At 55.4% G+C, this 12,575-nt stretch carries 11 protein-coding genes; all 11 read left to right on the forward strand.

Going from position 1 to position 12,575, the window contains the following annotated elements; all coding sequences use genetic code 11:
- Window positions 1–3 precede the first annotated feature (3 nt).
- The 11 genes from ABYT07_RS00650 (at window position 4) to ABYT07_RS00700 (ending at window position 12,565) form a co-directional block, all read left to right on the forward strand.
- The gene (locus tag ABYT07_RS00650) at window positions 4–1,035 is read left to right on the forward strand and encodes a phosphotransferase family protein (RefSeq protein ID WP_372988652.1); all 1,032 of its coding nucleotides are present in this window, start codon (window positions 4–6) and stop codon (window positions 1,033–1,035) included.
- A complete protein-coding gene (locus tag ABYT07_RS00655; RefSeq protein WP_372988653.1) occupies window positions 1,036–1,833 on the forward strand; it encodes an IclR family transcriptional regulator in 798 nt (265 codons plus the stop codon). It begins immediately after the preceding gene.
- A gap of 476 nt (window positions 1,834–2,309) precedes the next feature.
- Complete coding sequence (locus tag ABYT07_RS00660) at window positions 2,310–3,554, forward strand: branched-chain amino acid ABC transporter substrate-binding protein (RefSeq protein WP_372988654.1); 1,245 nt, start codon at window positions 2,310–2,312, stop codon at window positions 3,552–3,554.
- 77 nt (window positions 3,555–3,631) lie between these two features.
- Window positions 3,632–4,588, forward strand: a complete 957-nt coding sequence (locus ABYT07_RS00665; RefSeq protein WP_372988655.1) for a branched-chain amino acid ABC transporter permease — start codon at window positions 3,632–3,634, stop codon at window positions 4,586–4,588.
- On the forward strand, window positions 4,585–5,925 hold the full coding sequence (locus ABYT07_RS00670) for a branched-chain amino acid ABC transporter permease (protein ID WP_372988656.1): 1,341 nt from the start codon (window positions 4,585–4,587) through the stop codon (window positions 5,923–5,925). Before ABYT07_RS00665 ends, ABYT07_RS00670 begins: the two co-directional genes overlap by 4 nt.
- Window positions 5,922–6,683 carry an ABC transporter ATP-binding protein gene (locus ABYT07_RS00675; protein ID WP_372988657.1) on the forward strand — a complete coding sequence of 254 codons (762 nt, stop codon included), beginning with the start codon at window positions 5,922–5,924 and terminating at the stop codon, window positions 6,681–6,683. Before ABYT07_RS00670 ends, ABYT07_RS00675 begins: the two co-directional genes overlap by 4 nt.
- A complete protein-coding gene (locus ABYT07_RS00680; protein WP_372988658.1) occupies window positions 6,683–7,387 on the forward strand; it encodes an ABC transporter ATP-binding protein in 705 nt (234 codons plus the stop codon). Before ABYT07_RS00675 ends, ABYT07_RS00680 begins: the two co-directional genes overlap by 1 nt.
- Before the next feature lie 89 nt (window positions 7,388–7,476).
- A complete protein-coding gene (locus tag ABYT07_RS00685; RefSeq protein ID WP_372988659.1) occupies window positions 7,477–8,679 on the forward strand; it encodes a serine hydrolase domain-containing protein in 1,203 nt (400 codons plus the stop codon).
- On the forward strand, window positions 8,676–10,634 hold the full coding sequence (locus ABYT07_RS00690; protein WP_372988660.1) for an acetoacetate--CoA ligase: 1,959 nt from the start codon (window positions 8,676–8,678) through the stop codon (window positions 10,632–10,634). Before ABYT07_RS00685 ends, ABYT07_RS00690 begins: the two co-directional genes overlap by 4 nt.
- 3 nt (window positions 10,635–10,637) lie before the next feature.
- Complete coding sequence (locus ABYT07_RS00695; protein ID WP_372988661.1) at window positions 10,638–11,510, forward strand: acyl-CoA thioesterase; 873 nt, start codon at window positions 10,638–10,640, stop codon at window positions 11,508–11,510.
- The gene (locus ABYT07_RS00700) at window positions 11,510–12,565 is read left to right on the forward strand and encodes an amidohydrolase (RefSeq protein WP_372988662.1); all 1,056 of its coding nucleotides are present in this window, start codon (window positions 11,510–11,512) and stop codon (window positions 12,563–12,565) included. The genes ABYT07_RS00695 and ABYT07_RS00700 overlap by 1 nt, the downstream gene beginning before the upstream one ends.
- Window positions 12,566–12,575 lie beyond the last annotated feature (10 nt).

Raw genomic sequence — 12,575 nt, forward strand, 5'->3', positions numbered from 1 at the left:
CTCATGAGTACCGACACACAAACGCTCGATATTCCAAAGGTCACCGCCTATCTGGAAAAACACCTCGACGGCTTTGAAGGCCCTCTTGAGGTCACCAAGTTTCAGGCCGGGCAGTCGAACCCGACGTTCTTGCTAAAGACGCCGACCCGCAACTATGTGCTGCGTCGCAAACCGCCGGGGGTTTTGTTGAAATCTGCCCATGCGGTTGATCGTGAATTCCGCGTGCAAAAGGCATTGCAGGATACGGATGTCCCGGTGTCAAAGATGCATTTGTTGTGCGAAGACGACGATGTGATCGGGTCCGCCTTCTATATCATGGACCACATCAACGGGCGCAACTTCATGGACCCCCGCATGCCGGACGAGACCAATGAAACGCGCGCCGGGATCATGGACGAAATGAACCGCGTGCTGGCCGCCCTGCATGACGTTGACATCAACACGGTCGGGCTGGCGGATTATGGCCCGCCCGGCAACTATTACGAACGCCAGATCGCCCGTTGGACCAAGCAATATCGGGCCTCTGAAACCGAAGACCAGCCAGCGATGAACGAACTGATCGAACGTTTGACCGCCAGCATCCCCGCAGATGACGGCCAGCGCACGCTGGTGCATGGTGATTACCGCATCGACAACATGATGTTCGAAAAGGACGGCACGAAATGCTTGGCCGTGCTGGATTGGGAACTTTCCACCATTGGGCATCCCTATGCCGACCTTGCTGCCGTTATCATGCAATGGCAAATGCCAGCGGGCACCGAAGGCCGCGGTTTTGGCGGTGCGGATCGCAAGGCACTTGGCGTGCCGACAGACGAAGAATTTGTCGCTAAATATTGCGAACGTCGCGGGTTGGACGGGATCGATAACTTTGGTTTTTATCTGGCGTTTTGTTTTTTCCGCATGGCTGGCATTATCCAAGGGGTGCTAAAACGCGCGCTGGATGGCAACGCGTCAAACCCGGAACGCGCGATGAAGGTCGGTGCCTATGTGCCGGTCTTTGCGGCCAACGGGTTGAAAGCACTGGACGGCAAATAGATGGCACATAACGAGTTCGCGAATGATCCAGCAGAGGCAAAGGATAGAAACTTTGTGACAGCGCTGGCGCGCGGGCTGGACGTATTGCGCTGTTATAAGATGAATGAATCTGCGCTGACCAATACCGATTTTTCAGAACGCACAGGATTGCCGAAGGCCACGGTTTCGCGGTTGACCCACACGCTGTGCGAACTGGATTATCTGGTCGCCGATCCGCGGACCGGAACGTACCGCTTGGGCGCAGGTGTTTTGCAGCTGGGGTTCGGTGTACTGACCAGCATGGAAATCGGCGACCGGGCAAAAGACGAAATGACGGCCTTGCGCGATGGTCCCAATTCCTATGTCACCGTCGCGATTGGCGAACAATACCGGCTTGATGCTGTTTATATTTGTACAAAACGGTCTCGGGAAGATGTGGCTTTGCAGATGCGGGTCGGGTCGCGCCTTCCGTTGTTCGATTCAGCGATTGGGCGGGCCATTCTGGTCGGGTCTGACGAAGCGGTACGCGACCGCGCCTTTGCGCTTGCCGCTGAGGTCGATGCGCAGACCAAGGTACGAGCGCACGCGAGCTATGAGGCGGCGGTCGTGGAATATGATGAAAAAGGCTATTGTTCGAGCTATGGGGATTGGCGCCCGGATGTGAACGGCATTGCTGTGCCGATATTTTCGCCAAACGGGTCTTTGGTCTATGGTTTGAACATTGGCGGCCCATCGTTTCATGTGAAGAAAAAGCAGCTTGAAACCGTCTATGCCAAACGCCTGATAAAAGCCGCCGAGGCGATCAGCATCCGGATTTAGCGGTCCCTTGAGAAGGCGCTAAGTTACTAAGAATCAAATCGCAAGTCACCGAAACGCCGTGCCACCATATTGGAAGTGGCGCGAATTTTTGCGTTGGATGTCTGCGCGATCATAGCACTGAAAAATATCGACAAAGAACCTAACGTCACACGAAAAATTTTGGCGTGGGCTGTTCCGGACAAATGTCAGGATGATGTATAATTTTAAGGCAACGCAGTCGATCGCTGTGAAAAAATAAAATTAATACATAACAAAATGTTAGAGTGTATTTCGAGGAAATTATGGGCATTTAGGGGGGCTTTGCTTGAAACATGGGCGCCTTTATTGCAGCGCAACAAATGCCATAACTGACGGCCTATCCCCGCAACTTTTGAACAGAGGCGCTTGACAATAAACCCGATTATGCAAGGCTCCGCACAAGGCTTGGCAATCTAAAAAACGCATCAAAGCGCCGGGCCGTCCTTGGGAGGATAAAAATGAAAAATATCACTAAGCTAGGTGCAGTGTCCGCACTTTCTTTGCTCATTGGCGCAAGCGCTGCCTTTGCAGAAAATATCAAGATTGCATTCATCGACCCACTGTCTGGCCCCTTTGCGAGCACCGGTACAAACGGTCTTCACCAGTTCGAATTTGCCGCTGACTATATGGTCAACCAAAAAGGTGGATTGCTGGACGGCCAGATGATGGAAGTCATCGGCTTTGACAACAAAATCAGCCCCAAAGAATCGCTGATCCAGCTTCAGGTCGCCATCGACCAAGGTGTCCGTTTCATCGTGCAGGGTAACTCCTCGGGCGTTGCGAACGCGCTGACCGAAGCAATCGACAAGCACAACAAGCGCAACCCTGACAGCCGTGTTCTGTTCCTGAACTATGCCGCTGTCGATCCTGCGCTGACCAACGACAAGTGTAACTTCTGGCACTTCCGCTTTGACGCCAACGCCGACATCAAGATGGACGCGCTGACAGACGTGATCGCACAAGACGAAGCGCTCAAGAAAATCTATATCATCGGTCAGGACTATTCCTTTGGTAAGGCCGTTTCCGCCGCTGCAAACAGCATGTTGGGTGCCAAGCGCCCCGACATCGAAATCGTTGGTGACGAACTGCACCCCATTGGCAAGGTAAAAGACTTTACACCATATGCGCGTAAAATCGTTTCGTCCGGCGCGGATGCGGTTATCACAGGTAACTGGGGCGCAGACATGCTGGGTCTGGGCAAGTCGATCATCGAAAACGGATTTGAGGGCCCGATTTATACCTACTACGCTGCGGGTTCCGGGATCACCGGTGCATTTGGCGAAAGCGGTAAAAACCGGATCCGTCTGATTTCGCAAGGCGGCATCAACCCGATCGCAAGCGATGAGGCACGTGCCACATACGAAGCGTTCGAGGCGAAATACCCAGAAGGCAACATCGACCAAAGCCGTATTTTCAACGTCATCGGCATGCTGGGTCAGGCGATTACCGAAGCAGGTACATCGACAGACGTCGTTGCCATCGGCACCAAGCTTGAAGGTATGGAATACGACAGCATGTGGGGTGGCAAATTGTTCATGCGCCCACAGGATCATCAGTTGATCCAAGACATGCATGTTGCGGTACACACCGACGAAAACCTTGATTTTGACTATGACAACTCCGGCTTTGGTGTTGTGACTGAAACAACAATCGAGATGGCGTCGATGGACAGCCCAACCACCTGCGAGATGAAGCGCCCATAAGCGTCTAATCTCTGGCCCGTCTGCCTTTTGGTGGACGGGCCAATTCTTTTTTGCCACCACTCACCTGGAGGGGCCTCATGGACCTCATTCTCGTCAATCTGATCGACGGGCTGGTTACTGGACTGCTATTGTTTATGCTGTCCGCCGGTCTGACCCTAATTTTCTCGATGATGGGTGTTTTGAACTTTGCCCACGCCAGCTTTTATATGCTTGGCGCTTATTTTGCCTATCAGATCAGTATTGCCCTGGGGTTCTGGATGGGCTTGTTGATCGCGCCGATTCTGGTCGGTGTGTTGGGTGCGGGGGTCGAACGGTACGGCCTGCGTCGCGTCCACCAGTATGGTCACGTGCCTGAACTGATCTTTACCTTTGGTCTGGCGCTGCTGATCGAAGAAATGGTGCAGTTCATCTGGGGTAAGAACCAGATGGCTTATTCCGTGCCAGAGGTGCTGAACTTCACCGCCTTCGCAATCTCGGGCAACTCAATCCCCGCATACAAAATCTTCATGATCTTCATCTCGATCGGTATCTTTATCGGGCTGCTTTATGTCCTGACCAAGACCCGCGTCGGCATGATTATTCAGGCCGCTCTCAGCTATCCCCGCACGGTCGAGGCATTGGGCCATAACGTGCCGTTGATCTTTATGGGTGTGTTTGGCGTCGGCACCGCACTTGCCGGATTGGCCGGCGTTATCGCTGGTCCTGTGCTTGGTACGTTCCCGGGCATGGCCTTTGTGCTTGGCTCTATTGTGTTTGTGACAATCGTAATCGGGGGGCTTGGGTCCCTTTGGGGGGCGCTGGTCGCGTCCTTGCTGATCGGTTGGATCACCACATTCGCCAAATCCTATAACATCGAGATGGAAGGCATCCTTAATGCCATAGGGATCTCAACACCCGAGGACCTGAGCGAAAGCGTCTTCCGGGATTTCTGGAGCCTTACGAGCCCGCAGATCGCCGACATCTTGCCCTATATCCTGATGGTGCTGATCCTTATCTTCCGCCCAGCAGGTCTTTTCGGAAAGCGCCAGTCATGACAGTATCAGATCCAAAACACGACATCCCAGAAGGCGCGCGCGAGAAAGATCAGATTACCACTGATCCTTCGCAGGCATCCCAAAGAATGCGCGCAGGTTCCATGACGATGACGCTGGCACCTTGGTTGATCGCAATCGTTGTCCTCGTGTTCTTGCCGATGGTGTTTACCAACAACTCGGCGCTGACGATTATGAACCAGATGTCGATTACTATCGTGTTCGCGCTGGCCTATAATATGCTGCTGGGACAGGGGGGCATGTTGTCCTTTGGTCACGCGGTCTATGCTGGTGTGGGCGGGTTTGCCTGTATGCACATCATGAACATGTCGGATTTCTTTGAAAGCATGCCATTGGTCATCCTGCCTATCTTTGGCGGCTTGTTTGGTATGGGCCTTGCGATGATCGTCGGTTCCTTTTCCACGCGCTCCGCCGGTACGGTATTTGCCATGATCTCGCTTGGGGTCGGTGAATTGATCGCGGCCTGTTCGGTGATCATCGTTGCCTTCTTCGGCGGCGAAGAAGGCATCAGTGGCGACCGTACCTATGCGCAACCGTTCTTTGGCGTCGAATTCTTGCAACAGATCGAAGTGTATTACCTGACCATCGCGTGGTTGGTGATTTCCGCAGCACTTATGTATCTTTGGAGTCGCACCCCAGTTGGCCGCATGGCAAACGCCGTGCGCGACAACCCGGAGCGCGCTGAATTCCTTGGCTACTCCTCACGGTGGGTCCGGTATTACAGCTTTATCGCGTCGGGTTTTTTCTGCGGCATCGCCGGCGGGCTTTTCGCCATCAACTATGAAATCTTGACCGAAGAGAACCTGAATACCACGTCATCCGGCGTGATCCTTCTGGTGACCTTTCTGGGTGGGGTTGGGTTCTTCTTTGGGCCGATCATTGGCGCGATTGCCTTTACGCTGCTGCAAACGGTTCTTAGTCTGTCGACTGAACTATGGGCCTTTTATGCAGGTGTCCTGTTTGTCGCCACGGTGATGTTCTTTCCGGGTGGTCTGGCGGGGCTTTTGATGATGCACGTGCCAGTGTTCAAACTGGGCAAGGCGCGCACATTGTTCATACCCTACCTCAAGACGCTTTTGCCCGGGGCAATCGGATTGCTTGGCTTAGCGGCTTTGGTCGAAATGACGTTCCACTTTCGTCATGCGGCGACGGGGGATGATGAAATGACGATCTTCTGGACGACGTTCAACAGCCATGAGGTCTTGCCTTGGGTGATTGCAATTGCCGTCACGGCGATCGGCCTTGGCATCACCAAAGCCACCGCTCCGGCGCTTAGAGACGCCTGGAACGAAGCTAACACAGCAGGAGGCGCATCATGAGCACACCAGCCCTTGAACTGACTGGCCTCAAGAAAAGCTTTGGCAAAGCCGAGATTATTCGCGGCATTGACCTGAGCATCGGCAAGGCCGAACGCCACGCGATCATCGGCCCCAACGGGGCGGGTAAATCGACACTGTTCAACCTGATCACTGCACGGTTCGCGCCAACGGCAGGCACGGTCAAGCTGCATGGCGAAAATCTGGCAGGGCTTGAGCCGTTCCAGATCAACCGCAAAGGTCTAAGCCGGTCGTTCCAGATCACCAACATCTTTCCGGCTATGACCGTGTTTGAAAACGTCCGCTGTGCGTTGCTATGGTCGCAGGGCTACAAGTACAGCTTTTGGCATCTGGTGAACCAGAAGCGTGATCTGACCGAAGGGGCCGAGGCTATTTTGGACCAGATCAACCTGCTGGAACGGCGCAATCTGCCCGCTGGCACGTTGTCTTATGCGGAACAGCGGGCGCTTGAAATCGGGATCACCATTGCCGGCGGTGCGGATGTCATCATGCTTGATGAACCGACTGCAGGCATGAGCAACACCGAGACCGATTACATCACCGATCTGATCCTCAAGGTGACGGCCGGCAAAACGCTGATCATGGTTGAACATGACATGGGTGTGGTCTTTGGTCTGGCTGACCGCATTTCAGTGCTGGTCTACGGCGAAATCATCGCCACAGGAAAACCCGCAGACGTGCGCGCCGACGCCCGCGTTCAAGAAGCCTACCTGGGCGCCGCATTGGAGGCAGAACACTAATGATGCTCGAAGTCACCGATATGCATGCCTATTATGGCAAATCCCACATCCTGCAAGGTGTGAACCTGAACGTAAAAGAGGGCGAGATTGTCGCCCTTTTGGGCCGCAACGGGGTGGGGCGATCCACCACCTGCAAGGCCATCATGGGCGAGGTCGAACCACACGGGTCCGTCAAATTCCAAGGTCAGGAAATCGCTGGTAAAAAGGCGTTTCAGATTGCCAACATGGGCATCGGTTATGTGCCCGAAAACCGCGATATCTTTCCTGGTCTGACCACGCGGCAAAACCTGACACTGGGCCTGAAGCCGGGCCAAAAGGATGGCGCAGGCCGCTGGTCCATGCAGGCCATGTTCGAGATGTTCGAAAACCTTGACCGTCGCGCTGACGTCGAAGCATCGGTTCTATCGGGCGGCGAACAGCAGATGCTGACCATGTGCCGTACGCTGATGGGCGACCCTGATCTGGTGATGATCGATGAGCCAACCGAGGGGCTTTCCCCGCAGATGGTTCAAAAGGTCGCCGAGGTGCTGAAAGAAATCGCAAACCGCGGGATTTCAACATTGCTGGTCGAACAAAAGCTGTCCATCGCGATGGATATTGCGGATCGTGTTTATGTCATGGGTCACGGGCAGGTGGTGTTCGAAGGCACGCCAGCCGACCTGAAGGCACGTGAGGATGTACGCAAGGAATGGCTTGAAGTCTGATCTTCGGATTACTTTTGCCGGATAGAAAAACGTCGCTTCTGGCGGCCTCATCCTCCTGAGGCCGCTGGTGCGTCTTAGGAGGATTTTTTATGGGTTTCGATAGTAATCGTTTGGGCCGTATTGACGACTGGATGCAAAGCTATGTGGACTGCAACCGCTTTGCCGGGTGTTCGGTTCTGGTGGCGCAAGCGGGCCGCGAAGTGTATTTCAACGCCGTTGGCCAGCGTGACATTGAGACAGGCGAACCGTTCGCGCGTGACACGATTGCGCGCATCTATTCGATGACCAAACCGATCACGTCGGTCGCAATCATGATGCTGGCCGAACGCGGGCTGTTTCACCTTGATGCGCCGGTGTCCGATTTCATTCCGGCCTTTGCCAAGATGGAATGCCTGATCCCCGGTGCGACCAGTATTGATCAGACTGAACCCTGCCCGACACCGACGCTGCACCACTTGCTGACCCACACATCGGGCCTAAGCTATCCGTTCAACCCCGGTGTTTTGGCCAAAGCGATGGATGAACACGACATCCTGTTCCGCGCCGATCAGGGATCGTTGGCCGAAATGACAGACCGTGTTGCCGCGCTGCCGCTGGCGTTTCAGCCTGGCAGCCGCTGGGAATATTCGGTTAGCATCGACGTGCTAGGCCGCGTCGTCGAAGTCGTTTCCGGCAAGACGCTTGAGCAGTTCTTTGTCGATGAAATCCTTGGGCCACTCGGCATGAACGAGACGCGGTTTTCAGTACCTCAAGGCGCACAGGATCGGTTTGCAGCGCTCTATACCCCGCTTGCAGGCAGTGCTTATGCATTGAACGATGCCACACCGTCCGAACCCACACTGCGTTGCGTGGATCGCCCTGAAAAATCCCCGTTCCTAGAGGCGGAAATGCATTCGGGTGGCGGCGGGTTGGTGGGCACGATTGATGACTACCTCAAGTTCACTGAAATGCTGCGCACCGGCGGGGCGGGATTGCTTTCGCCTAAGACGCTGGATTTCATGATGCGCAACCACCTGCCCGGCGACATTGCATCGATGGGACCGGCCAGTTTTGCCGAACAACCGATGGAGGGGATGGGTTTCGGTCTTGGTGGTGCCGTGGTGATGAACCCCGGCCGCGTGCGTGTTCCATCCAGCGTGGGTGATTTCAGCTGGGGCGGTATGGCCTCAACCTTCTTTTGGGTCGACCCTGTGCTGGATCTATCCGTCGTATTCTTTACACAGCTTGCCCCGTCCAGTTCCTATCCCGCCCGGCCACAGCTCAAGGCGCTTATCCACGGAGCAATGACATGAACGATATCCTTTGGACCCCTTCGCCAGAGCGCTACGCCGCCTCTACCATGGCGGGGTTCGAGCGTTTCTTGCAGGAAAAATACGGCCTGACTTTCGCGGATTACAACGCCATGTGGCGGTGGAGCGTGGATGATCTGGATGCCTTTTGGGGTGCGATCTGGGAGTTCTTTGACGTACAGGCCAGCGTTCCCTGCACCAAAGTTTTGGCGAAACGTCAGATGCCGGGGGCAGAATGGTGTCCGGGTGCGATGTTGAACTTTACTGACCAGATCATGAAACATGTCGACAGCCAGCCGGACGGCGACGCGCTGATCGTGCAATCCGAAACCTTTGGCCGCAAGGTGCTGTCATGGTCAGACCTGCGCGCGCAAGTCGCCAGTGTTGCCGCACGCCTGCGTGGCATTGGTGTCGAACAGGGCGACCGCGTTGTCGCCGTTTTGCCCAACACCGAAACCGCGATGATCGCCTTTCTTGCGACCGCCAGCATCGGTGCGATCTGGTCGCTGTGCGCACCTGATATGGGCCACGTTGCGATCCTTGACCGGTTTAAACAGATCGAACCCAAAGTGTTGATTGCACAAGACGGCTATGTCCATGCTGGTAAAACCATTGACCGTCGCGAGATTCTGGCCGGGATCGAGGCAGAACTGCCCAGCCTCGTCCAATGCGTCACTGTTCCCTTTGTCGGCGATCTTCCAGCTGGGCACGTCGCGTGGGATGATTTGCTGCACGACAAGGTCGATTATACCTCGACCCAAGTGCCGTTCGATCATCCGCTGTGGATCGTTTATTCGTCTGGCACCACCGGCAACCCGAAACCCATTGTGCATGGGCATGGCGGCATCATTCTGGAATCCGCCAAGCAATCGCTGCACCATGATTTCAAACGGGGCGGGCGCTATTGCTGGCTGACTTCGTCCGGTTGGATCATGTGGAATTCGCAATTCACCGCCCTTGGCCAAGGTACCACGGTTGCCATGTTCGACGGCGCGCCAAACTATCCCGATATGGGCGTGATCTGGCGTTTTGTTGCGGATGAAACGCTGGATTTCTTTGGCGCAGGTGCCGCGTTCTTTAGCGGCTGTATGAAGGCTGGGATCAAACCCCGAGAAGAAGTCGACCTAAGCGCACTGAGATCGCTCGGCTCGACCGGATCACCGCTAAGTTCCGACGCCTATGACTGGATTTATCGGGACGTGAAAGCAGACCTCTGGCTTGCACCGATCTCGGGGGGGACAGACCTTGCCGGGGCGTTCGTGTTGGGTCACCCCGGCATGCCAGTTCGCGCGGGTGAAATGCAGTGCCGTGCGCTTGGCAACGCCGTGCGCGCCTTTGATGAAGACGGCAATGAACTGATCGGTGTTGTCGGTGAATTGGTCTGCACTGAACCGCTGCCATCGATGCCGCTGTTTTTCTGGGGCGATGATGATGGCAGCCGCCTGCACGACAGTTATTTCGATACCTACCCCGGCATCTGGCGCCACGGTGACTGGATCGAGATTAACGAAGACGGCGGGTCGGTGATTTATGGCCGGTCGGACGCCACGATCAACCGCAAAGGGCTGCGCCTTGGTAGTGCCGAAATCTATCAAGCTGTTGAAGGCATTGATGATGTGATGGACAGCCTTGTCGTCGATCTTGAATTTCTGGGTCGCGAAAGCTTTATGCCGCTGTTTGTCGTGCCTGCCAAAGGTGTCGCTGTGGATGACGCGCTGAAAGACAAGATCAACGGAGCGATCCGCAAGAATGTATCCGCGCGCTTTATCCCGAACGAAATCATCGAAGTGGCGGAAATACCCCGCACGCTTTCGGGCAAAAAGCTTGAGGTTCCTGTGAAAAAGCTGTTGCTTGGTCAAGATCCGGCCAAGGTGGTCAACCGCGATTCAATGGCCAACCCTGACAGCTTTGATTTCTATATCGCCTACGCCCAAAAGCGGGCAACCCAAAAGGACTAATCCATGACAGACGCCGCCCACCAATTGCTTGAACTGCTCGACATTGAACAGCTTGAGGTCGATCTGTTTCGTGGCATCGGATCGGGCGGCGAAACGACGACGCGGATATTTGGCGGGCATGTCATCGCGCAGGCGTTGATGGCGGCCTATCGTACAGTGCCCGACCGGATCTGCCATTCGCTGCATGCCTATTTCATCCGCCCCGGTGATCCGTCTATTCCGGTGATCTATCAGGTTGATCGCGCGCGCGACGGCGGCAGTTTTACCACTCGCCGCGTGGTGGCGATCCAACACGGCAAACAGATTTTCAACCTGTCAGCGTCGTTCCATGTGCAGGAAGAGGGCTGGGATTATCAGCACAAGATGCCCGATGTCAAAGGCCCTGAACACTGGCTGGATCGTCCCGATCTGCGCGAGCCATATATTCAGAAAATCCCCGAAAAATACCGCGAAGATTTCCAGCGCGAACGCCCCATCGAAATCCGAGAAGTCGATCCGCGCGATCTTTTTGAGCCTGAAAAAACTTCTGATAAAAACTATCTTTGGTTCCGCATGGAAGCGGCCAAGGGGCAATCGCCTATCATGCAGCAATGTCTGCTGGCCTATGCGTCCGATATGAACCTTTTGGGATCGTCACTGCGCCCGCACGGGCTGACGTGGTTTCAGGGCAAGGTGATGACCGCCAGCCTTGACCACGCGATGTGGTTTCACGCACCGATCGATTTTTCCGATTGGCATCTGTACGAACTTGATGCGCCATTCACGGGCGGTGCACGCGGGTTTAACCGCGGATTGATCTACAATCAAAATGGCCAACTGGCGGCCAGCACAGCCCAAGAGGGCCTGATGCGGCCCTATAAAAAGAAAGAAACCTGATGACAAATACCGGTGGCCGCTATCCGGGGTGGCAACCCGGTATTGAATTGCGTGACGACTGGCTGGGATTGGTGGTGGAACCGATCATCGACCCCGACCGCGAGATCGTAGATCCGCACCATCACCTGTGGCGGCACGGGACCGACGAAAACCCTGCGGTCTATGAAATGGATGCGCTTGGGCGTGATACGGGGTCAGGCCATAATGTCGTGCAAACGATGTTTATCGAATGCCGGTCATATTGGGATTTGGACGCGGCGGCGCATCTTCAGTCCGTTGCTGAAACACGCGAAGTCACGCGGATGGCCGCGACGGCAAGTGACGGGCAAGCCAAGGTCGCGGGCATCATCGGCCAGACCGAATTGGTGCTGGACCCTGCTTTGTTGCACGAAGCATTGGAGGCGCATGAAGAAGCAGGCCAAGGCCTGTTCAAGGGCATCCGCAATTCCGGTGCCCGTGATCCGGAACCTGCCAGCCTTGCCATTCCGGGACGCGGTGTGCCGAACCAGTATGGTGATCCTGACTTTAGACGCGGTGCAGCGATTTTGGGTGAACGCGGTCTGACGCTGGACAGTTGGCACTATCACCATCAGCATCAGGAATTCCTTGATCTCGCCCGTGCTGTTCCCGGTACCACGCTGATCCTTGACCACTTTGGCACCCCTTTGGGCGTTGGCCGGTTCGAGGGCAAGCGCGACGAGATTTTCAAGGCGTGGAAGGATCACATGGCCGACCTGGCTGAATGCCCCAACGTGATGGCGAAACTGGGCGGTTTGTGTATGCCGGACAACGGGTTTGGCTACATGCACCGCGAATTGCCGCCGTCTTCGGACGAGATCGTCGAGGTTCAGGGCAAATGGTACGCGCATATGCTAGAGGTCTTTGGCCCGAACCGTTGCATGTTTGAAAGCAATTTTCCCGTGGACCGTACCGCTGTCAGCTATCCGGTGATTTGGAATGCGTTCAAGAAGATGTCAGCGGATTTGACGGAAGCCGAGAAGACAGCGCTGTTTTCGGGAACTGCGCGGCGCGTCTATGATCTGCCGCCCGCGTGACGCGGACGGC

Source organism: Sulfitobacter sp. (assembly GCF_041552635.1).
Lineage (GTDB): Bacteria > Pseudomonadota > Alphaproteobacteria > Rhodobacterales > Rhodobacteraceae > Sulfitobacter.

Bases quoted from the DNA above. Each gene is read 5' to 3' on its own strand.
- ABYT07_RS00655 (WP_372988653.1), top strand. From the start codon at position 1,036: ATGGCACATAACGAGTTCGCGAATGATCCAGCAGAGGCAAAGGATAGA.
- ABYT07_RS00675 (WP_372988657.1), top strand. From the start codon at position 5,922: ATGAGCACACCAGCCCTTGAACTGACTGGCCTCAAGAAAAGCTTTGGC.
- ABYT07_RS00680 (WP_372988658.1), top strand. From the start codon at position 6,683: ATGATGCTCGAAGTCACCGATATGCATGCCTATTATGGCAAATCCCAC.
- ABYT07_RS00695 (WP_372988661.1), top strand. From the start codon at position 10,638: ATGACAGACGCCGCCCACCAATTGCTTGAACTGCTCGACATTGAACAG.
- ABYT07_RS00670 (WP_372988656.1), top strand. From the start codon at position 4,585: ATGACAGTATCAGATCCAAAACACGACATCCCAGAAGGCGCGCGCGAG.
- ABYT07_RS00660 (WP_372988654.1), top strand. From the start codon at position 2,310: ATGAAAAATATCACTAAGCTAGGTGCAGTGTCCGCACTTTCTTTGCTC.
- ABYT07_RS00700 (WP_372988662.1), top strand. From the start codon at position 11,510: ATGACAAATACCGGTGGCCGCTATCCGGGGTGGCAACCCGGTATTGAA.
- ABYT07_RS00690 (WP_372988660.1), top strand. From the start codon at position 8,676: ATGAACGATATCCTTTGGACCCCTTCGCCAGAGCGCTACGCCGCCTCT.
- ABYT07_RS00685 (WP_372988659.1), top strand. From the start codon at position 7,477: ATGGGTTTCGATAGTAATCGTTTGGGCCGTATTGACGACTGGATGCAA.
- ABYT07_RS00665 (WP_372988655.1), top strand. From the start codon at position 3,632: ATGGACCTCATTCTCGTCAATCTGATCGACGGGCTGGTTACTGGACTG.
- ABYT07_RS00650 (WP_372988652.1), top strand. From the start codon at position 4: ATGAGTACCGACACACAAACGCTCGATATTCCAAAGGTCACCGCCTAT.